This is a genomic window from Microbispora sp. CA-135349 (assembly GCF_050947365.1).
Taxonomy (GTDB): Bacteria; Actinomycetota; Actinomycetes; order Streptosporangiales; family Streptosporangiaceae; genus Microbispora.
Genome location: NZ_CP192001.1, coordinates 7,191,751 through 7,212,128, shown reverse-complemented (window position 1 = coordinate 7,212,128; position 20,378 = coordinate 7,191,751). Strand labels below are relative to the sequence as shown.

General features: G+C 70.1%; 19 protein-coding genes and 3 tRNA genes. 16 read left to right on the top strand and 6 right to left on the bottom strand.

What is annotated here, in order from left to right; all coding sequences use genetic code 11:
- The first annotated feature begins 31 nt into the window (after positions 1–31).
- The 4 genes from cimA to ACQPZZ_RS33265 all read left to right on the top strand — a co-directional run bounded on the left by cimA (position 32) and on the right by ACQPZZ_RS33265 (position 4,148).
- Positions 32–1,603 carry a citramalate synthase gene (gene cimA / locus ACQPZZ_RS33280; RefSeq protein ID WP_432925625.1) on the top strand — a complete coding sequence of 524 codons (1,572 nt, stop codon included), beginning with the start codon at positions 32–34 and terminating at the stop codon, positions 1,601–1,603.
- 392 nt (positions 1,604–1,995) lie between these two features.
- Entirely contained in the window at positions 1,996–2,376 is a 381-nt protein-coding gene (locus ACQPZZ_RS33275) for a group I truncated hemoglobin (RefSeq protein WP_432925623.1), read from the top strand.
- Positions 2,377–3,498, top strand: coding sequence for a globin domain-containing protein (locus ACQPZZ_RS33270; RefSeq protein ID WP_363644017.1), 1,122 nt, complete (start codon positions 2,377–2,379; stop codon positions 3,496–3,498). It abuts the gene before it with no gap.
- Complete coding sequence (locus tag ACQPZZ_RS33265) at positions 3,495–4,148, top strand: DivIVA domain-containing protein (RefSeq protein WP_432925620.1); 654 nt, start codon at positions 3,495–3,497, stop codon at positions 4,146–4,148. The genes ACQPZZ_RS33270 and ACQPZZ_RS33265 overlap by 4 nt, the downstream gene beginning before the upstream one ends.
- Positions 4,149–4,187: 39 nt before the next feature.
- Here ACQPZZ_RS33265 and ACQPZZ_RS33260 read toward each other — a convergent pair whose 3' ends face one another.
- Positions 4,188–5,894: a heparinase II/III family protein gene (locus ACQPZZ_RS33260; RefSeq protein WP_432925618.1), complete on the bottom strand. Its 1,707-nt coding sequence runs from the start codon at positions 5,892–5,894 to the stop codon at positions 4,188–4,190.
- A 226-nt stretch (positions 5,895–6,120) separates the two neighbouring features.
- On the opposite strand from ACQPZZ_RS33260, the gene ACQPZZ_RS33255 reads away from it, so the two are divergent.
- The gene (locus tag ACQPZZ_RS33255; RefSeq protein ID WP_432925616.1) at positions 6,121–6,720 is read left to right on the top strand and encodes an HD domain-containing protein; all 600 of its coding nucleotides are present in this window, start codon (positions 6,121–6,123) and stop codon (positions 6,718–6,720) included.
- Positions 6,721–6,833: 113 nt separating this feature from the next.
- Here ACQPZZ_RS33255 and ACQPZZ_RS33250 read toward each other — a convergent pair whose 3' ends face one another.
- Positions 6,834–7,244, bottom strand: coding sequence for an antibiotic biosynthesis monooxygenase family protein (locus ACQPZZ_RS33250; RefSeq protein WP_432925614.1), 411 nt, complete (start codon positions 7,242–7,244; stop codon positions 6,834–6,836).
- An 84-nt stretch (positions 7,245–7,328) separates the two neighbouring features.
- Here ACQPZZ_RS33250 and ACQPZZ_RS33245 point away from each other — a divergent pair, with 84 nt between their 5' ends.
- Together ACQPZZ_RS33245 and gltX are read left to right on the top strand one after the other, a co-directional pair.
- Entirely contained in the window at positions 7,329–8,099 is a 771-nt protein-coding gene (locus ACQPZZ_RS33245) for a fumarylacetoacetate hydrolase family protein (RefSeq protein WP_432925611.1), read from the top strand.
- Entirely contained in the window at positions 8,092–9,468 is a 1,377-nt protein-coding gene (gene gltX, locus ACQPZZ_RS33240) for a glutamate--tRNA ligase (protein WP_432925609.1), read from the top strand. The genes ACQPZZ_RS33245 and gltX overlap by 8 nt, the downstream gene beginning before the upstream one ends.
- Positions 9,469–9,703: 235 nt before the next feature.
- Here gltX and ACQPZZ_RS33235 read toward each other — a convergent pair whose 3' ends face one another.
- Complete coding sequence (locus ACQPZZ_RS33235) at positions 9,704–11,686, bottom strand: M3 family metallopeptidase (protein ID WP_432925607.1); 1,983 nt, start codon at positions 11,684–11,686, stop codon at positions 9,704–9,706.
- Between the two features lie 229 nt (positions 11,687–11,915).
- On the opposite strand from ACQPZZ_RS33235, the gene ACQPZZ_RS33230 reads away from it, so the two are divergent.
- The 5 genes from ACQPZZ_RS33230 to ACQPZZ_RS33210 all read left to right on the top strand — a co-directional run bounded on the left by ACQPZZ_RS33230 (position 11,916) and on the right by ACQPZZ_RS33210 (position 14,088).
- Positions 11,916–11,987 (top strand) — tRNA-Gln (locus ACQPZZ_RS33230).
- Positions 11,988–12,032: 45 nt separating this feature from the next.
- Positions 12,033–12,105, top strand: a tRNA-Glu gene (locus tag ACQPZZ_RS33225).
- Between the two features lie 13 nt (positions 12,106–12,118).
- A tRNA-Glu gene (locus ACQPZZ_RS33220) sits at positions 12,119–12,191 on the top strand.
- 522 nt (positions 12,192–12,713) lie between these two features.
- Positions 12,714–13,565 (top strand): TetR/AcrR family transcriptional regulator C-terminal domain-containing protein, encoded by an 852-nt coding sequence (locus ACQPZZ_RS33215; RefSeq protein WP_432925605.1) that lies wholly within the window; start codon positions 12,714–12,716, stop codon positions 13,563–13,565.
- A gap of 163 nt (positions 13,566–13,728) precedes the next feature.
- On the top strand, positions 13,729–14,088 hold the full coding sequence (locus ACQPZZ_RS33210; protein WP_432925603.1) for an ester cyclase: 360 nt from the start codon (positions 13,729–13,731) through the stop codon (positions 14,086–14,088).
- Here the strand turns inward: ACQPZZ_RS33210 and ACQPZZ_RS33205 are convergent.
- The 3 genes from ACQPZZ_RS33205 to ACQPZZ_RS33195 all read right to left on the bottom strand — a co-directional run bounded on the left by ACQPZZ_RS33205 (position 14,085) and on the right by ACQPZZ_RS33195 (position 17,610).
- Positions 14,085–14,807 carry an MgtC/SapB family protein gene (locus ACQPZZ_RS33205; RefSeq protein WP_432925601.1) on the bottom strand — a complete coding sequence of 241 codons (723 nt, stop codon included), beginning with the start codon at positions 14,805–14,807 and terminating at the stop codon, positions 14,085–14,087. The two genes, ACQPZZ_RS33210 and ACQPZZ_RS33205, sit on opposite strands and share 4 nt — an antisense overlap.
- Positions 14,808–14,950: 143 nt before the next feature.
- Positions 14,951–16,654 carry a hypothetical protein gene (locus ACQPZZ_RS33200; protein WP_432925599.1) on the bottom strand — a complete coding sequence of 568 codons (1,704 nt, stop codon included), beginning with the start codon at positions 16,652–16,654 and terminating at the stop codon, positions 14,951–14,953.
- A gap of 239 nt (positions 16,655–16,893) precedes the next feature.
- A complete protein-coding gene (locus ACQPZZ_RS33195) occupies positions 16,894–17,610 on the bottom strand; it encodes an IclR family transcriptional regulator (RefSeq protein WP_079312748.1) in 717 nt (238 codons plus the stop codon).
- Positions 17,611–17,748: 138 nt separating this feature from the next.
- On the opposite strand from ACQPZZ_RS33195, the gene leuC reads away from it, so the two are divergent.
- Genes leuC through ACQPZZ_RS33175 form a run of 4 tightly spaced genes read left to right on the top strand, consistent with a single transcriptional unit; the run spans position 17,749 to position 20,340 of the window.
- Positions 17,749–19,134, top strand: a complete 1,386-nt coding sequence (gene leuC / locus ACQPZZ_RS33190) for a 3-isopropylmalate dehydratase large subunit (RefSeq protein WP_363644040.1) — start codon at positions 17,749–17,751, stop codon at positions 19,132–19,134.
- Between the two features lie 29 nt (positions 19,135–19,163).
- Positions 19,164–19,751, top strand: a complete 588-nt coding sequence (leuD, locus tag ACQPZZ_RS33185) for a 3-isopropylmalate dehydratase small subunit (protein WP_363644042.1) — start codon at positions 19,164–19,166, stop codon at positions 19,749–19,751.
- Positions 19,730–19,990 (top strand): hypothetical protein, encoded by a 261-nt coding sequence (locus tag ACQPZZ_RS33180; RefSeq protein WP_363644044.1) that lies wholly within the window; start codon positions 19,730–19,732, stop codon positions 19,988–19,990. The genes leuD and ACQPZZ_RS33180 overlap by 22 nt, the downstream gene beginning before the upstream one ends.
- Before the next feature lie 53 nt (positions 19,991–20,043).
- Positions 20,044–20,340, top strand: a complete 297-nt coding sequence (locus tag ACQPZZ_RS33175; RefSeq protein ID WP_111698130.1) for an HU family DNA-binding protein — start codon at positions 20,044–20,046, stop codon at positions 20,338–20,340.
- The last annotated feature ends 38 nt before the right edge of the window (positions 20,341–20,378 follow it).

Genomic DNA, 20,378 nt, shown 5'->3' with positions numbered 1-20,378 from the left:
CGAGACACAACCCCGCGAAGGAGACACAGAGATGGCCGACGATCGTTTCCACGTGTACGACACGACGCTCCGTGACGGCGCCCAGCAGGAGGGGCTGAACCTCACGGTCGCCGACAAGCTGGCCATCGCACGGCACCTGGACGGCCTCGGCGTCGGCTTCATCGAAGGCGGCTGGCCGGGCGCCAACCCCAAGGACACCGAGTTCTTCCGGCGGGCTCAGACCGAGCTCGACCTCAAGCACGCGCAGCTCGCCGCGTTCGGCGCGACCCGCCGGGCGGGCGTGAAGGCCGCCGACGACCCCTTGGTGGCCGCGCTGCGCGAATCCGGCGCGCCGATCGTGACGCTCGTGGCCAAGAGCCACGACCGCCACGTGGAACTGGCCCTCCGCACCACGCTGGAGGAGAACCTCGCGATGATCCGCGACACGGTCTCCCACCTGACGGCGGAGGGCCGGCGCGTCTTCCTCGACGCCGAGCACTTCTTCGACGGCTACCGGTCCAACCCGGCGTACGCGCTGGAGGTGCTGCGCACGGCCGCGGAGGCCGGGGCGTCGGTGATCGCGTTGTGCGACACCAACGGCGGCATGCTTCCCGACGAGCTGGCCGACGTGGTGCACGAGGCGGCGGGCACCGGGGCCCGCATCGGCATCCACTGCCACGACGACACCGGTTGCGCGGTCGCCAACACGCTGGCCGCGGTCAAGGCCGGCGCCACGCACGTGCAGGGCTGCGCCAACGGGTACGGCGAGCGCTCCGGCAACGCCAACCTGTTCACCGTGGTCGCGAACCTCCAGCTCAAGCGGGGATTCGACCTCGTGCCGCCGCAGTCGCTGCGCGAGATGGCCCGCATCGCCCACGCGATCACCGAGGTCACCAACGTCACGCCGAACTCGCATCAGCCGTACGTCGGGACCTCGGCCTTCGCGCACAAGGCGGGCCTGCACGCGTCGGCGATCAAGGTGGACCCGAACCTCTACCAGCACATCGACCCCGCCGAGGTCGGCAACGACATGCGCATGCTGGTCTCCGACATGGCCGGCCGCGCGTCGGTCGAGCTGAAGGGCCGCGAGCTGGGCTACGAGCTCACCGGCGAGCAGTCCAGGCAGCTGGTCGACCGGGTCAAGGAGCTGGAGGCCAAGGGGCACACCTTCGAGGCGGCCGACGCGTCGTTCGAGCTGTTGCTGCGCGACACGGTCGGCGAGCGCCGGCGCTACTTCACTGTCGAGTCGTGGCGGGTGATCGTCGAGCGCCGCCCCGGCGGCGACGTGGTCAGCGAGGCGACCGTGAAGCTCCACGCGAAGGACGAGCGGATCGTCGCGACCGGCGAGGGGAACGGCCCGGTCAACGCGCTCGACAGGGCGGTGCGGCTGGCGCTGGAGAAGCTCTACCCCGAGCTGGCCGAGGTCGAGCTGATCGACTTCAAGGTCCGCATCCTGGAGGGCACGCACGGCACGGACGCGGTGACCCGGGTGCTGATCACCTCAAGCGACGCGACCGGCGAGTGGGCCACGGTCGGGGTCGCCGAGAACGTCATCGAGGCGTCCTGGCAGGCGTTGGAGCAGGCGGTGACGTACGGCCTGCTGCGGGCGGGCCACAGCGCCTGACCTGCGAGCGGGCCCTTCCACCCGGGTGGAGTGAGTGGTGCTCACGTTCCGCAGGTGATTGCTGTGGTTTTAGTGACATTTAGTCTAGTTGGTGCTTAGATAGGCAAAGCCCTGAGGCGGTCATCGCCACGATCGGCGACGCCGGCCGCGGTTCCAGCCTCAGCGCCAATGCTCTGGCTCAACGGAGGGTGACGGCAAGAAGCATCTGTGCACGCAACCCCTGTAGGCCCGCGGCGTCCGCGCCCGTCTTCTGATCTGTCCATCGGAGGCGGCCGGGGTTGCGGGAGCCGAGCCACGTCTGTCACCATGACCAGCCGCGTGACTGTCCCGAGTATGGAAATCTTCGGACAGCAGTCATCCCCCTCGCTGGTGCACCCGATATGGGAGGGTCTGTGAACACCTCGTCCTATTACGACCAAATCGGCGGCGCACCGGTCGTGCGCGACGTCGTCGACCGCTTCTACGAGCGCGTGCTCGGCGACGACGATCTGAAGCCGTACTTCGCCGGCATCGACATGCCCAGGCTGAAGCGGCACATGGTCATGCTGCTGTGCTCGGTCCTGGGAGGCCCGGAGCCGTACGAGGGACGAGACCTGGGCGAGGCGCACGCCGGCATGGGCGTCACCTCCGCGCACTACGACAAGGTAGGCGAGCACCTCTTCGCGGTCCTGCAGGAGAGCGGCGTCGGCGAGGACATCCTGCGCGACGTCGGCCTCGTCCTCGGCAAGGTGAAGTCGTCCATCGTGGCCGAACCCGTGGAAACGGCCGACTGAGTGGATACGCAGGCTCTCAAGGACAGCTGGCACCTTGTCTCCCGGTCGGGCGACCAGGTGCCGCTGTACTTCTATTCGGTTCTTTTCCTGATGAACCCGGACGTACGGGACATGTTCCCGGTGTCGATGGCACGCCAGCGCGACAAGCTCGTGACCGCGCTCGGGCAGGTCGTCAGCAACGTCGACCGGGTGGAGGAAGTCGTCCCGTTCCTCCAGCAGCTCGGCCGCGACCATCGCAAGTTCGGGGTCACCGCCACGCACTACCCGGCCGTCGGCCAGGCACTGCTCGCCACGCTCGAGCACTTCCTCTCCGATCGGTGGACTCCCGCGCTCGCGCACGACTGGACCCAGGCGTACAACCTGGTCGCCCAGGTGATGGTCGAGGCCGCCAACGAGTCGTCGAAGGTCTCCCCGCCCTGGTGGGAGGCCGAGATCATCGGCCACGAGATGCGCACCCTCGGCATCGCCGTCATCCGCGCGCGGCTGAACTACCAGTACCCCTTCCGGCCGGGCCAGTCGGCGTCGATCTCCTACGCCATGCGCCCGCGCGTCTGGCGGTACTACTCGTTCGCCAACGCGCCCCGCCAGGACAACACCATCGACCTGCACGTACGCATGGTCGACGGTGGCGTGCTCAGCTCCGCGCTCGTCATGGGCGCGCGGCGGGGCGACATGCTGCGCGTGGGCGCGGCCGTGGGGGAACGGCTGACGCTCCCCCCGGACGCCCAGGGCGACCTGCTCATGATCGCGGGCGGCACCGGCCTCGCGCCGCTCAAGGCGCTCGTGGAGCAGATCGCCTACGAGGGTCCGACGCGCAGGGTGGACCTCGTCGTCGGCGCCCGGAACTCCAGGGAGCTGTACGACTACGAGTCGCTGGCCAAGATGGCCGCCGAACACCCCTGGCTGAACGTCGTGCCGGTCGTCTCCCACGATCCCTTCTACCGGGGCACCCGCGGTTACGCGGTGGACGTGGCGCTGCAGGGATGGCGTGGCCAGCACGTCTACGTCTGCGGCTCGGAGGAGATGGCGCAGGCGACCGTCGGACGGCTGCTGGACGCCGGCGTGCCCTCCGAGCAGATCCACTTCGACGAGTTCACGAGCGACAAAGGTCGGGAGTCATGACGGCAGAGATGCCTTGGGGAAGCCCGGCGGGCGAGCGCCAGCCCCTCACCCCGGATCGGGTCCGCAAGCAGGAGTTCACGCGCACATCGCTCGGGCGCCGCGGCTACAGCGAGGACGAGGTGCGGGCGTTCCTCTACCGCGTGGCGGAGGACATGGCCGCCAGCGACAAGGAGAAGGCGGACCTGCGGGCGTACATCGACCGCATGAAGCAGTGGTACAAGGAACACGGCCTCAACCCGGAACAGGGTGCCGCTCCGCAGTCGCTCAACGTCGACGCCATCAACATCCTGTCCCGCGCGCAGCAGACCGCCGACGCCCAGATCGCGGAGGCCGAGGACTACGCGCGGCGCATCGTGGGCCAGGCCCGCCAGCAGTACGAGGAACTCCTGATGGAGGCGCAGCGGCAGGCGGAGGAGGCCGCCAACCAGGCGGTCGGCGCCTACCGCGAGGCGGGCCACGGGCTGCAGAGCGCGGAGGCCGAGGAACTCGAGCGCAGGATCGCCTACCTGCGCACGTTCGCGGACGTCACGCAGGTGCAGCTGCGTGCGGTCCTGGAGGGACTGGCGCACGAGGTCGACAAGCTCGGCCACGTTCCCGACCATGCCCAGCAGCTGGCGGGCGGCTCACCGACGCCGTCCGTGTACGGATAGCCGCCCGCAGGCCTCCTGGGGGAGGAGGCCTGGTCGTGACTACGACAGAGTGCCGGACGAGCTCGCGCGCAGCGTGACCGAACCGGCCGGGGTGTGAACGATCAGAGTGCGCGCTGAGCAGGTGACCTCCGGCCGGTCGGTCCCGGGCACCACCACGGTCAGCAACGACTTCGCCACGGGCGAGACGATCACCGGAGCCGGTTCCTTGCGCATGTAACCCGGCGAGACCCAGCCCTGGTAGGGCGAGGTCTGCCCGCGCACCACCCGCTGCCCGCCGACGGGCTTGCACGACGGCATCGCGAGCTGGACGATGGACGCCTTCCACCCGCCGTCGCCCACCACGATCTGCCCGCCCTCGTTGGACACGACCTTCAGCCCGGGGTCGAGGTGCCACAGGTTCCGGAGCTTCCCGCCGCCGCTGTCGAGCACCGCCATCACGTCCTCGCGGTGGTTGACCAGCACCGACCGCTTACGCGGCACGCCGTACGCCTTGTCGGTGACCGTGAACGTCTGCCGGTCCTTGCGCACGGACTTGGCCACGAGCGGGGTGGGCGTGTGCCCGCGGAACTTCCTGCCCACGAGGATCGGCACGTTGTGCGCCTCCGGGCTCAGCGTCCACCGCCGGTACGGAGTGTTCTCGTACGAGACGAAGCCCGCCTCCGTGAGGATCGAGCGGCCCTGGGCGTAGTAGGTCACGCCCATGTGGTCCTCGTGGCCGTGGAACTTCAGCGCCGGCCCGAAGCGGATCGAGTAGTAGGCCGACTTGGGGTCGTTCCAGGCGGTGCGGCCGAAGACGTACCCGGCGTCGAAGACCTGCACGGTCGACTTGGCGTGGTCGAAGGCGGCCGGCTGGACGTCGGCGGGCCCGTCGCCGATCGGCACCATGTAGCCGTTGGGCTGGGTGGCGGCGCTGATGTGCCGCGGCAGGCTCTCCCACCGGGTGGCCAGCGCCGCCGGGACCTTCATCTCGCAGTCCTTGATGGTGTCGACCGCCACCCTGAGCCGGTCGTGCACGTAGATGGCATAGCGCGGCGCCTGCTCGCGCAACGCGCCCTGCCCGTCGATGTCGAGCTTCATCGACTTCACCATGCGGCTCACCGCGAGGTTCTTCCACTTCGGGTTCCCGTAGCGGCAGCCGATGCGCAGCAGGCCGATGTCCTGGTCGAGCCCGTGGTTGTGGCCGAGCTCGTAGTTCTTGGGGTTCGACAGCAGCTTGGCGTGCAGGGCGAGGCTGTTCTTCAGCCAGCCGGCCTTCACGTACCTGCTCAGGCATACCAGGGCCGGGGCGCGCAGCGCGATCGGGTGCTCGGCCCAGGCGTACGGGCTGGTCGTGCGCCCGCCGTACGGGTTGTCCGTGACCCAGTCCTTGGCGATCTCCGTGGCCCGGCCGAGGTAGGTCTCCTCGCCGGTCGACTCGTAGTCGGCCACGAGCCGGCCCATCCACCGCAGCGACTGGAACACCATCTGCCAGGACCGGTTCTTGTACGGGTCCACGCGCCAGTCGACGTCCTTGCCCACCGTGACCGCGGGCAGGCCGAGGAAGGACAGCTTGCCGTTCATGACGTCGCCGGAGGTGGGGGTGGCGGGCAGCCAGTCCCCCTGGCACTCGGGCGTGCGGTGCGGGGCCTCCGCCCGGGCGGGCGCGGCCCCCGTGAGCACGGTGAGCCCGGTGAGCCCGGTGAGCCCGGTGAGCGCGGTCAGCGGGAGGACGGCCGACAGGGAGAGGACTGAGAGGCGGCGGAGCACGCCGGTTTCCCTTCCGAGATCGAATTGGGGAGCCGCTCATGCTGTCCGGATTCTGGCGATCTGGTCAAGTCGCTTGGGTTACAAGTGCACAACTGCTCACGACCGCCACCCGGTGGAACGTCTGGCCGGAATGCTATGGCGCGCGCCCATGGGTTCTGGCCCGGATCGTGTGGGAAGTGGCATGGCCGCTCGCGCCCGGCCGGCCCGCTCTGCCAGCCTGGGGGCCATGCCGGTTCCGTTCTCAGAGACGTTCCCCGAAACACCCGCCGCGGCGGCCGCGCTCGCCGTCGCCACCCGCTTCTGCTCGCCCGCGCTGCTCAACCACTCGATCAGGTCATACCTGTGGGGCGCCGGGTACGCCCGGGCGCACGGGATCGGCTTCGACGACGAGCTGTACTACGTGTCCTCCCTGCTCCACGACATCGGGCTGACCGAGACCTTCGACAGTCACGAGGTGCCGTTCGAGGAGGCGGGGGGACGGCTCGCCTGGGTCTTCGGCACGTCCGCCGGATGGCCGCCGGAGAGGGCGGCGCACGCCGAGAAGATCATCGTCGTGCACATGCGCGACGCGGTCGCCGCGTCCGAGGACCCCGAGTCGCACCTGCTGCAGGTGGCGACGTCGTGGGACGTGTCGGGACGGCGGCCCGAGGAGTTCCCGGCGGACGTCCGGGCCGCCGTGCTCGCGCGCCATCCCCGGCTCGGGTTCGGCGCGGAGTTCCTCGCCGCCTTCGAGGGGCAGGCCCGGCGCAAGCCGGGTTGCGCGGCGGCCGGCTCCGTCGCGGGCGGGGTCAGCGCCCGGATCGCCGCCAACCCGCTCGACGCGTGAACCTCCCCCGCACGCCGTGTAAGCCCCCCGGACGTCGTGAACGCGGCCCGCTCGACGCCTGAACGCCCCTGGTCACACATGACCAGGGGCGTTCGAACGTCGACGGACGTGGCTCAGCCCTCCTGCTTGGGGCCGGTGCTCTCCACGACCTCGAACGTCCACAGCTCGGAGTCGGTCGCGGCCGGGCCGCCCTGCCCGTGACCGTGACCGTGACCGTGACCGTGGCCCTGCTCCTGCCCGTGTCCGTGTCCGTGGCTCTGGCCCTGGGCGGAGGCCTCGGCGGCGGCCTGCGCGTGCCCCGCCTGGAACGCCCGGCTCTCCTGCCAGCGCCGGAAGTCCTCCTCGCTGCGCCAGCGCGTGTAGACGAGGTAGCGGTCGCTGCCCTCCACCGGCCGCAGCAGCTCGAACCACTCGAACCCGTCGGCGGACTCCACCATCCCGGCCCGGCCGGCGAACCGCTTCTCCAGCTCGCGCCGCATATCCTCGGGCACGGTCAGCACGTTGATCTTCACGACCGAAGGCACATCGACTCCCGTACGCTCGACAACCCACCTGGTACGTGACCACCTTACGTACGCCCGGCAGCCGGGCGGCACTAGGCTCGTGACGTGCGTATCGCGAGGTTCTCCATGGGCGACCAGGTCGCCTTCGGCGTGGTGGAAGAGGGCGAACAGGTGATCGCCCGCATCGGCGGGCACCCCTTCGGCGGGGTGGAGTTCACCGGCGAGAGGTTCCCGGTGGCCGAGGTCCGCCTGGTCGCGCCCATGCTGCCCAGCAAGATCATCGCTATCGGCAAGAACTACGCCGACCACGCCAGGGAGATGGGCGGCGAGCCCCCGGCGGAGCCGGTCGTGTTCCTCAAGCCCAACACGACCGTGATCGGCCCGTCGGAGGCGATCGCCTATCCGGGCAAGCTGTCGGAGCGGGTCGACTACGAGGGCGAGCTGGCCGTGGTGATCGGCCGGTTGTGCCGTGACGTGCCCGCCGAGCGCGCGAGCGAAGTGATCTTCGGCTACACCTGCGCCAACGACGTGACCGCGCGTGACCTGCAGTCCAGGGACGGTCAGTGGGCCAGGGCCAAGGGCTTCGACACGTTCTGCCCGCTCGGGCCCTGGATCGAGACCGAACTCGACCCGGCCGACCTGGCGATCACCACGACGCTCAACGGCGAGGTCAGGCAGAGCGCCCGCACCTCCCTTCTGCTGCACGACATCCCCGCGCTCGTCGCGTACGTGAGCGCGGTCATGACCCTGCTGCCCGGCGACGTCATCCTGACCGGCACGCCCGCCGGGGTGGGCCCGATGTCCGTGGGCGACGAGGTCGGCGTCTCCATCGAAGGAATCGGAACTCTCACTAACCGGGTGATCTCACGTGACTAGGGTCCGCTTCGCCCCTTCGCCCACCGGCATGTTCCACGTTGGCGGCGCGCGCTCCGCGCTGTTCAACTGGGCGGTCGCCGAGCAGTCCGGCGGCACGTTCGTGCTGCGCATCGAGGACACGGACGCGGCGCGCAACAGGCCCGAGTGGACCGAGGGCATCATCTCGGCCCTCGCCTGGATCGGCATCAACGGCGACTCGCCGCACTTCGAGGGGCCGTACTTCCAGTCCGCCTACGAGCAGCAGCACCGTGAGGCCGCGGCCAAGCTGCTCAAGGACGGCAAGGCCTATCACTGCACCTGCACGCGCGACGATGTGAAGGCCAGGACCGGCTCCGAGCACCAGGGCTACGACGGCCACTGCCGCGACCGCGGCCTGACCGAGGGCGCCGTGCGGTTCCGCACGCCCGACGAGGGCGTGACGGTCGTGGACGACAAGGTCCGCGGGCGGGTGGAGTTCCCCAACTCGGCGATGGAGGACTTCGTCATCGTCCGCGGGGACGGCTCGCCGCTGTTCATCCTCGCCAACGTCGTGGACGACATGGAGATGCGGATCGATCACGTGATCCGCGCCGAGGAGCACCTGTCCAACACGCCCAAGCAGCAGCTGCTGTGGAAGGCGCTCGGCGCGGAGCCGCCGGTGTGGTCGCACGTGCCGGTGATCGTGAACGAGAAGCGGCAGAAGCTGTCCAAGCGCCGCGACAAGGTCGCCCTGGAGTCCTACCGCGACGAGGGCTACCTCGCCGAGGCGATGGTCAACTACCTCATGCTGCTCGGCTGGGGGCCCGGCGACGACCGCGAGATCATGCCGTGGGCGGAGATGATGCCGCTGTTCCGGCTGGAGGACGTGAACCAGGCGCCGGCGTTCTTCGACGAGAAGAAGCTGCGGGCCTTCAACGGCGAGTACATCAGGGCGCTGCCCCGCGAGGTGTTCATCGCCCGGTGCGAGCCATGGCTCGACCCGTCCTGGGACCGCTCGGTGTTCGCCCGCGTGGCCGAGCTGGTGCAGACCCGGGTCGCCGTGCTCTCGGAGGTCACCGCCAACGTCGACTTCCTGTTCCTCGACGAGCCCGTCTTCGACCAGGCGTCGTGGGACAAGGCGATGAAGGCGGGGGCGGCCGGCATCCTGGCCGGGTATGCCGAGCGGCTGGAGACGGTCAGCTGGGATCCCGAGTCGCTCAAGACCGCCCTGGAGGAGGTCGGCCTCGCTCACGGGCTCAAGCTCGGCAAGGCGCAGGCCCCCGTCCGCGTGGCGATCACCGGCAGGACCGTGGGCCTGCCGCTGTTCGAGTCGATCGAGGTGCTGGGCCGCGAGCGCTCACTCGACCGGGTCCGCGCCGCCCTCACCCGCCTCCCCGAAGCCACACCGTGATCTCGTAGTTTGCCGCAACGGTGGCCGCTGACCAGGGCGAACCCGCCGCGTGATCGTGCGGTGGCGGCCGCGCTCGTGGTCCTGCCCGCGGCCATGCCGTTCGTGACCTCGCGACTGCGAGGTCACGAACGGCGTCTGCGCTGCTCGGCGGTGTGAGCGGCACGAACGGACGTGACGCGGGCCGGGTGGCCTGCCTGCGACAACCGCACGATCACGGACGGTGGGCGGGTGGTGGTCAGCGGAGGCCGCGGCGGTCCAGCAGGGGAGTGATCTCCGGGTCTCGGCCGCGGAAGTCGCGGAACGCCGTCATGGAGTCGAGGCTGCCACCCCGGGACAGCAGGGACCGGCGGAAGGTGTCGCCGTTCTCCCGGCGCAGCCCCCCGTTCTCGTCGAACCACTCCACGGTGTCGGCGTCGAGCACCTCGCTCCAGATGTAGGAGTAGTAGCCGGCGCTGTAGCCGCCCGCCCAGATGTGGGCGAAATACGTGCTCCGATACCGCGGCGGCACGGTCGGCAGGTCCACTCCGGCCTCCCTGAGCGCCTGCCGCTCGAACTCCTCGACGTCCTGCTCGCCGTCGTACGCCGTGTGCCAGGCCCAGTCGAGCAGGGTCGCGGCCAGATACTCCAGCGTCGCGAAGCCCTGGTTGAACTTCTGCGTCTCCAGCATCCGGTCGACGAGGTCCTGCGGCATCGGCTCGCCCGTCTCATGGTGCCTGGCGTACTCGGCGAGGATCTCCGGACGGGTCGCCCACATCTCGTTCACCTGGGAGGGGTACTCGACGAAGTCGCGCGGCACGGCCGTGCCCGAGAACCGGGGGTAGCGCACGTCGGAGAACAACCCGTGCAGCGCGTGCCCGAACTCGTGGAACATCGTGTTGACCTCGTCGAACGTCAGCAGCGTCGGCTCGCCCTTGACGATGTTGAGGTTGTTGACCACGACCGGCCTGGTGCCCTCCAGGCCCGACTGCTTCACCAGGCTGTTCATCCACGCCCCGCCCCGCTTGGAGGCCCTGGCGTGGAAGTCGCCGAGGAACAGGCCCAGCGGGGAGTCGTCCTCGTCGCGCACCTCGAAGACCCGCACCTCCGGGTGGTAGCCGTACAGGTCGGGGCGCTCGTGGAAAGTGACGCCGTACAGGCGGTTCGCCGCGTTGAAGACGCCTCTCTCCAGCACCGTGTTCAGCTCGAAGTAGGGCCGCATGCGCCGGCTGTCGATGTCGTAGCGGGCCTTGCGCACCTTCTCGGAGTAGAACGCCCAGTCCCACGGCTGAATCGGGTGCCCTGCGATCTCCTCCAGGTCCGCCTGCTCCTTGCGCGCGTTGGCCACGGCCGGCGGCACGAGCCGCTCGAGCATCTCGGTGACGGCCTGAGTCGTGCCCGCCGTCTGGTCGGCCAGCACGTACTCCGCGTGGTTCTCGTAACCCAGCAGCCGCGCGCGCTCCCGGCGCAGGACCGCCATCTCCTTGATCAGCTCGGCGTTCGCCGCGCCCCGTCCGACCGAGGCCCGGTGGATCCGCTCACGCAACGACCGGTTGGTCAGCTCGGCCAGGGCGGGCTGACCGGTGGGCAGGACAAGAGAGATCAGATACTTGCCGTCCAGCCCGCGCTCGCCGGCCTGGTCGGCGAGCGCCTGGATCGCATCCTGCGACAACCCGTCGAGCTCGGCCGCGTCCTCGACCACCACCGCCCGCTCGTTGGTGTCAGCGAGCAGGTTCTGCTGGAACGCCGTCCCCAGGGCCGACAGCCGCTCGTTGATCTCCCTGAGCCTGGACTGGTCCTGCGGGCCCAGCGTCGCCCCCGCACGCGTGAAATCGGTGACGTAGCGCTTCAGCAGCCACCGCTGCTCCTCGTCGGCCGCCTCCACCGCCTGGATACGCGCGAACAGCTTCGCGTTGAGGTGGATTGCGTCGGCGTGCTTGGCGAGCTTCGGCGTGACGTCCTTCTGGATCTCCTGGACGCCGGGCGTCGAATCGGAGGACGCCTGATTGAAGAACACCGCGGAGACCCGGTCGAGCAGAGCGCCGGACTTCTCCAGCGCCTCGATGGTGTTCTCGAACGTCGGGGACTCCGGGTTCTCCGCGATCGCCTCGACCTCCGCGAGGTGCTCGGCCATGCCCTGCTCGAACGCCGGCGCGTAGTGCTCCTCCCTGATCTCCTGGAAGGGGGGCAGCCCGTACGGCAGGGCGCTCGGGCTGAGGAAGGGGTTCGCGGCCGAGGTCATGGCTGGCGGCTCCTCACGTGGTGCTGACGTTTGTCCCAGCCTCGCACAGGAGGACCCGACCCCTCACCGAGAGGACCGGACCCCTCACCCGGAAGGACCGGACGCCCCTCGTGGAGGAGGATCGGATCACGAGATCGCGAGGCGCGCCGCAATCGTTTTGGTAGTGCGCCGCAAGCTGGGCTATTCTTTCGGAGTCGCAAGCGGGAGCCGCGAGGCCCCCGCAAGCAGATGGGGTATGGGGTAATTGGCAGCCCGACGGATTCTGGCTCCGTTAGTCTAGGTTCGAGTCCTGGTACCCCAGCTGGATCCCCCCAAGGGATTCTGCTGGAAACAGCGCAGTGTGCAAGGTCCCGTCGTCTAGTGGCCTAGGACGCCGCCCTCTCAAGGCGGTAACGGCGGTTCGAATCCGCTCGGGACTACTTCACTGCACTCGGCTCCGTCGTCTAGTGGCCTAGGACGCCGCCCTCTCAAGGCGGTAGCGCCGGTTCGAATCCGGTCGGGGCTACATCTCGAGAACCCTCGGCGCTTCCCCGTGCCGGGGGTTTTCGCCGTTCGGGGTGCTGCCGGGACGCCGCGCCCCGCTCATGGCCCGCTGCGCGGGCGTGAATCCGGTCGGGGCGCTACATCCACCGAAGAGCCCTCGGTACGTCTCTGTGCCGGGGGTTTTCGCCGTTACGGGACGCCGCGCCCCGCTCATGGCCCGCTGCGCGGGCGTGAATCCGGTCGGGGCGCTACATCCACCGAAGAGCCCTCGGTACGTCTCTGTGCCGGGGGTTTTCGCCGTTACGGGACGCCGCGCCCCGCTCATGGCCCGCTGCGCGGGCGTGAATCCGGTCGGGGCGCTACATCCACCGAAGAGCCCTCGGTACGTCTCTGTGCCGGGGGTTCTCGCCGTTACGGGACGCCGCGCCCCGCTCATGGCCCGCTGCGCGGGCGTGAATCCGGTCGGGGCGCTACATCCACCGAAGAGCCCTCGGTACGTCTCTGTGCCGGGGGTTCTCGCCGTTACGGGACGCCGCGCGGCTGGGTGGCCTTCGCGACTCTGACCATGCCCCGGCCGCCCGCGGTCTTCCGGTCCCCGGTGGGGCGGCTGCTGCGGGTGGAACTGCCCGCGTTCGTCGAGGAGTACGAACCCGACCTGTCCGCCCTGCGCGGGGCCACCGTGCCCTGGTGCCTGGCCACCGGACGGGACAGCGTGGGACGCCCCTACCATCGTCCCGCGCACGTCCTCGGCGAACTGGTGGGCGTATGCACGGCGGAGGGCAGGCCGGTGCGGCCGACCCTGAGCCACGCCTACATCGTCGCCGTCGCGCTCGCCCTCGTCGATCGGGCGGGCCTGGACAAGTTCTCGATGCGCAAACTCGGTGCCGAGCTGGGCGTCGACCCGATGGCCGTCTACCGCTACTTCTCCGACCAGGAAGCGCTGTTCGACGGCGTCGCCGAGGCGCTGTTCGGCGAGCTCGACGTGGACTCCCTGCCGTGGGAGGCGTCGTGGCGCGAACTGGCCGAGGAGACGGCCCGCCGGATGCGGCGCACCCTGCTGCGGCACCCGCACGCCGTCACGATCTTCGCGACCCGTCCCGTACGGTCGGCGGCGGCCATATCCTGCGGCGACCGGGCCGTCGCCGTCCTGTGCGACGCCGGCTTCACGCCGCCGCTCGCGCTCCAGGCGATCCGCTGCGTCCAGGAGTTCACCGTGGGGCACGTGCTGGCTCTCACCGCCGCACAGCTGGGCGGGCTGCGCCGCAGCAGAAAGCCCGCTCCCGGCGCTCCCGGCTACAACCTGCTCGCGCGGGGCGCCGACGGGTCCGGGCGCGGCGACCACTTCGACGTGGGACTGACGGCCCTGCTGGACGGCTTCGAACGCCTCGTACGCTGACGGGCTGTGCGTCGTTTCGCCCCTCCTGCCGTGGAGGGGCCTGTCGCACCGCGGCCTACGCTGGGAGGTGAAAGTAGCGGAGGTGATGGACGCGGTGACACGGGCACGGGAGGTCATGGACCAGATGGGCCGTCTGTTTCGACGCCCATGACACGGACGCGCGATGCTGCTGTTCGATCCGGGGTGCGCGCTCGTCAGCCCCGAGGGCACGGCCGACGGACGTGAGGAGATCGCGTCGGTTGTGATGCGGTTCTTCACCGCCTTCCCGGACTACCGCCGGTCGGTCTGGCGCACGATCGACGTCGGCGACTGCGCGGTGAACGAGGTCACACTCACCGGCACCCACAAGGGCCCGCTTCTGCTGCCGGACGGCGAGGAGGCGCAGGCGACCGGGCGTCGCATCTATGTACGCTGCTGCGAGGTCATCACGCTCGAGAACGGGCTGGTGGTCGGCTATCAGGTCTATTTCGACCAGCTGGAGCTGCTCGCGCAGCTCGGGCTCTACCCGCCGCCCGCCGACTAGAAGTGCTGGGCGTTGGCGTCGTCGCAGGACACGACGAGCACGCCCTCGATCTCGGCGAGCCTGCTCGTGAGGTCCCCGACCGAGCCAGGGCCGTGGATCAGCAGGGTGACGGTGACCGCGCCGCCGTCCCGGCCCTGGCCGGGCTGCTCCAGCGACAGTTCGTCGATCACGAATCGGCGGCTCGTGCACTCGGCCAGAGCCTGCCGCAGCACGCCCCGGCCGTCCACGTACGACAGCCGCAGCCGCGACTGGGCATGCCTGGAGCGGGGGAGCCGGGCGGCCAGCGGGGTGAGTCCCAGCATCACGACGAAGTTCCCCACCGTGGCCATGACGGCCAGCGGCCACAGGCCCGCCCCCGCGGCCATGCCGACTCCGGCGGTGAGCCAGACGGCGGCGGCGGTGGTCAGCCCCTTGACCGCGTCGCGGCGTACGAAGATCAGGCCGCCGCCGATGAAGCCGATGCCGGAGACGATCTGCGCCGCCACCCGGGACGGGTCGAGCACCACGGAGTCGCCGAGGACGTCGGAGAAGCCGTGCTTGGACACGAGCATGAACAGCGCGGCGCCGAACCCCACGAGCGTGTGGGTGCGCAGCCCGGCGCTCTTCTGCCGGATCTCCCGCTCGACCCCGATGGCCGCTGACAACACGAGCGCGATGGCGAGGTCCACGGCCTGCTGCCACCCCGCCATCGGGCTCACCATCAGTGTGATCGGCGTCACGCACCCAGACTAAGTCCGGGCGCTGCGTCGAAGCGGGTCATTCCGGCAGGCGGAAACGACGGCCGGCCTGAATGCCCTTCACTGCGAAGGAAGGCCGCCCTGCGTGAGGCAGGGCGGCCTTGAGAGTCGTGCGGACGGGGCGGCTACCGCCCCGAGCGCGCCTTGAACAGCGCCCGCTTGGCGGCCTTCACCACCTGCTTGTCCGGATGGGTCTCGCCGATGAGCTCCAGCAGCTCCTCGAGGTGAGGGTGGCGGACCTTCCAGATCACGTCGAGCAGCCCGATGAGCGTCTGGGCGGGGCCGATGTCGTGCAGGCTGGACACGAACTCCGGCCGGCCGAGCCCGGCGGAGATCGTCCACATGTCGAGGATCAGCCAGTGGGTGTCCGCCTGGGTCGGCTCCGGGGCGTCCTCGACGTCCATCTGGGTCAGGTGCGTCGCGGCGTACGGCCGCAACGAGGGCTCCTCCAGCGCCTCCTGCCAGGCCGGGATGGCGGCCTCGCCCAGCGAGCCCACCAGGCTGGCCGCCTGGACCCGCACGAGGGCGTCCGACTCCTCCTCGGCGGCGGCCTCGAGCAACTCGGAGGCGGCCCGCGCGGGGTCGCGCAGCGCGAGCCAGGCGGCGAACTCCTCGTCGGCCTCCTCCTCGGACATGTCGGCGCTGAACGACAGCAGGTCGAGGGCGGTCATGGCGTCGATCGCGGGCCGCGCGTCGATCTCGATGTCCTCGTCGTCCAGCAGGTGGACGAGCCCCTCGGTGCCGAGCGGCGTCAAGGTCACCGCGTCCCCCTCGACGGTGACCATGCCGTACCCGGTGAGCCAGGCGAGCACGGAGGCGAGCGGGTCGCCGGCCGCGGCCCAGGCGTCGGCGCCCAGGTCGTCGTACTCCGCCGCGGCCTCGGCCAGCTCCTCGCGCAGGGAGGACACCGGCCGCGTGCCGCCGGCCAGCAGCACGCGGATCAGCAGCGCCCGGGTCAGGCCGGACAGGGCCAGAGTGAGGTCGTCGTCGTCCAGTTCCGGGTCGCCGTAGTCGAGCGAGTGCAGGCCAAGCATCCAGGCGTCCAGGACGTCGTCGTCGTCCTCGAAGGGCCAGGCGGCGGTGTCGGAGTCCACGCTGACCGTGTCGTCGCCGTCAGGGGCGAGGAACTCCAGGTCGATCGCGAGGTTCCACAGATTCCAGATGTTGCGCGCGTCCGGCAGGCCGAGCGTGCGCACGGCCTCGTCCACCTCGGATTCGGTGAGCAGGGTCTCCTCGCCCACCTTGCGCCCGGTGCCGACCCACAGCGCCAGGTCGCGGGCCTGCGCGATGAGCGTCACCCCGCGGGCCGCCTCGGCGAGTTCGGTGTCGGGACGCAGCCGGATCGTGGGCAGGGCCCCGATCTCGTCGGTGAACGGCTCGAAGTCGCCGAGGCCCTCGTCGGCCTCGTCCTCGTCGAGCTCGTCCTCCTCCTCGTCCCAGTCACGCTCGGCTATGGCGTCCTCCATCGCGTCCACGAAGTCGTCCTCGACCTCGTCCAGCTCCGCGAGCAGGCTCTCCAGAGACGCCGAGCCCGGCGAGAGCCGTCCGGTGCCCGACAGGAACGTCAGGTACGCCCGGACGGCCGGGATCATGCCGTCGGCGGCGGCGTCGGGGTCCTCGACCACCTGGGGCATGCGCTCGAGCAGGACCGCGCGCAGGTCACCGCGTTTCCACAGCCCCACGTCGGTGCGGGCGATCAGGCGGTGCCACAGGGCGACGGCGCCCACGAGATCGGGGTCGCTGCCGGGTGCGTTCTCCGGCGCCCAGAGGATGAATTCTTGGAGCAGGGGACGCAGTTCAGCGGCGGCTGCCTCGATGCGGTCTGTCACTCCGCCAGCCTAGTGCCGCGACCGCCAGGATTTGCCCGGAAGGAGCGGTGTCCAGAGTGGTGCATCGCAAGGCGGAGGAGGGAGCTCGTAGCGGAGCCTACGAGCGATCTTCCCCGGGCCCCGCGGAGATTCTGAGCCTGCGAGGAATCTTCGTGGTGGGGCGAGAACGCGGCGAGGTGCCGTGACGGGGCGAAGGTCGGCGGGAGGGGCGCCAGGGCTTTCGGGACACCGCTCTCCGATCAGTTCGCGCGCCGCATGGCTTCGGTTATCCGCTCGGCGGCGGCGACGACGGGGGCGGCGTGCATCCGGCCGGGCGTACGGGTCAGCCGCTCTATCGGGCCGGACACGGAGACCGCCGCGATCACCTTGCCGCCGGCGCCGCGGATGGGCGCGGAGACGCTCGCCACGCCCTGCTCGCGCTCGCCGACGCTGTGCGCCCAGCCCCTCCTGCGTACGCTCGCGAGGGTGGCGGCGGTGAACTTGGCGCCGCGCAGGCCGCGGTGCAGCCGGTCGGGTTCCTCCCAGGCGAGCAGGATCTGCGCGGCGGACCCCGCGGTCATGGGCAACGCGGAGCCGACCGGCACGGTGTCGCGCAGTCCGCTGGCGCGCTCGGCGGCGGCCACGCAGACCCGCTCGTCGCCCTGGCGGCGGTAAAGTTGAGCGCTCTCCCCGGTGAGGTCGCGAAGCTGGGTGAGCACCGGCCCGGCGACGGCCAGCAGCCGGTCCTCGCCCGCGGCGGTGGACAGCTCAGAAAGACGGGGCCCGAGGATGAACCGGCCCTGCGTGTCGCGGGAGACGATGCGGTGGTGCTCCAGCGCGACGGCCAGCCGGTGGGCCGTCGGCCTGGCCAGGCCGGTCGCCTGGACGAGCTGTGCCAGGGAAGCGGGGCCCGCCTCCAGGGCGTTGAGTACGAGAACCGCCTTGTCGAGTACTCCGACCCCGCTAGAGTTGTCCATACCCCGATACTGCCGTCTCGCCATACGAGATGCAAACGCAATGTTGGGAATCAGCAGATACAGTGTCCATATCCCGATATTCCCGTCTCACGATGAGAGACACGACCGGGGGTCTGAACGCGAGGAGGCGTCACAACCATGGGTCGCACACTGGCTGAGAAAGTCTGGGAGCAGCACGTCGTACGCCGTGCCGAAGGCGAGCCCGACCTGCTCTACATCGACCTGCACCTCATTCACGAGGTGACCAGCCCGCAGGCCTTCGACGGCCTGCGCATGGCCGGCCGCGCCGTACGCCGCCCGGACCTCACGATCGCCACCGAGGACCACAACGTCCCGACCGTGCTCGGGCCCATCTCCGACCCGGTGTCCCGCACGCAGGTCGAGACGCTGCGCAAGAACGCCGCGGAGTTCGGCATCCGCCTGCACCCGATGGGCGACGCCGGCCAGGGCGTGGTGCACATCATCGGCCCGCAGTTCGGACTCACCCAGCCCGGCATGACGATCGTCTGCGGCGACTCGCACACCTCGACCCACGGGGCGTTCGGCGCCATCGCGTTCGGCATCGGGACCTCCGAGGTCGAGCACGTGCTGGCCACCCAGACGCTGCCGGCCTACCGGCCCAAGACGATGGCCATCGAGGTCAAGGGCGAGCTGCCGGTCGGCGTGACCGCCAAGGACCTGATCCTGGCGATCATCGCGAAGATCGGCACCGGCGGCGGCCAGGGCTACATCGTCGAGTACCGGGGCGAGGCCGTGCGCAAGCTCTCCATGGAGGGCCGCATGACCGTCTGCAACATGTCGATCGAGGCCGGCGCCCGGGCGGGCATGATCGCCCCCGACGAGACCACGTTCGAGTACCTGCGCGGCCGTGCTCACGCCCCCACGGGCGAGGCCTGGGACCGGGCGGTGGAGTACTGGAAGACGCTGCGCACCGACGACGACGCCGAGTTCGACAGGGTCGTGGAGATCGACGCCTCCACCCTCACGCCGTTCGTCACGTGGGGCACCAACCCGGGCCAGGGCGCGCCGCTCGGCTCCGCGGTGCCGTCGCCCGAGCAGTTCGCCGACCCGGTCGAGCGGTCCGCCGCCGAGCGGGCGCTGGAGTACATGGGCCTGACCGCGGGCACGCCGCTGCGTGACATCCAGGTGGACACCGTCTTCGTCGGCTCCTGCACCAACGGCCGCATCGAGGACCTGCGCGCGGCCGCCGAGATCCTGCGCGGCCGCACGGTCGTCACCCGCACGCTGATCGTCCCGGGCTCCATGGGCGTCAAGAAGGCGGCCGAGGAGGAGGGCCTGCACGAGGTCTTCAAGGCGGCCGGGGCCGAGTGGCGCGAGGCCGGCTGCTCGATGTGCCTGGGAATGAACCCCGACACCCTGAAGCCGGGTGAGCGCAGCGCCTCGACCTCCAACCGCAACTTCGAGGGCCGCCAGGGCAAGGGCGGGCGCACCCACCTCGTGTCGCCGCAGGTGGCGGCCGCGACCGCCGTCACCGGCCGGCTGACCGCCCCCGCCGACCTCTAGTCCGCCCCACGTCGCAGGAAGAGATCATCATGGATGCCTTCACCACACACACCGGCCGGGCCGTGCCGCTGCGCCGCAGCAACGTGGACACCGACCAGATCATCCCGGCGGTCTGGCTGAAGCAGGTCAGCCGTACGGGCTTCGAGAAGGGCCTGTTCGCCGCCTGGCGCGAGGACCCGTCGTTCGTGCTGAACGACCCCGCTTACGAGGGCGCGTCGATCCTGGTCTCCGGGCCCGACTTCGGCACCGGCTCCTCCCGGGAGCACGCCGTCTGGGCCCTGCAGCAGTACGGCTTCCGCGTCGTGATCGCCTCGCGGTTCGGCGACATCTTCCGGAACAACTCCACGAAGATGGGCCTGCTGCCGGTCATCCTGCCCGAGGACGTGGTCGAGCGCCTGCAGGACGCGGCCGAGGCCGACCCGAAGACGGAGATCACCGTCGACCTGGTCGAACGCCAGGTGCGCTCGGGCGACCTGGTGGCCTCGTTCGAGATCGACGACTACACCCGCTGGCGGCTGATGGAGGGCCTCGACGACATCGGCCTGACCCTGCGTCACGCGGACACCATCGAGGAGTACGAGAATGGACGGCAGCCATGGCTGCCGACGACCGTCTGAACGAACCTCAGACCGCTGATGAGCTGCTGGCGCGGCGACTGCGTGATGCGCATCGCCGCGTCAGAGCGTTAGCCTTACCACAGGAGGAGCAGGCCCGCCTGGCGCGACGGCTGCTTGCTATCTGTGACGTGGCAAAGCGGGACATAGCCCGTGCGGCCGCCCGGCTGGACGCCTTCATCGCCTGTCTGGACGGCACATTCGACACGCCGAGCAGGCGAAACATGCCCCCCGGTGATTGAAGTCCCGCGACCTCGTCCCCTAATTTCAAGCGCGTAAGGGGGAGGAAACCGAAATGAACAAGAAAGAACTCGTCGACGCGATCACGGATCGTGTCGGCGACAAGAAGACGGCGACCGAGGCCGTCAACGCCGTTCTCGACGCCATCCAGGGCGCTGTCGCGAGCGGTGACAAGGTCTCGATCACCGGGTTCGGCGCATTCGAGATGGTGCACAAGCCGGCGCGTACGGCCCGCAACCCTTCCACCGGCGATCCGATCAAGGTGGAGGAGAGCTGGGCGCCGAGGTTCCGTCCCGGCGCGGACTTCAAGGAGCAGGTCAACGCGGGTGGCAAGGCTGCCAAGAAGAAGTAGCCGGCCCCACCGGTACCAGTGGACGGCGCTCGGAGCCC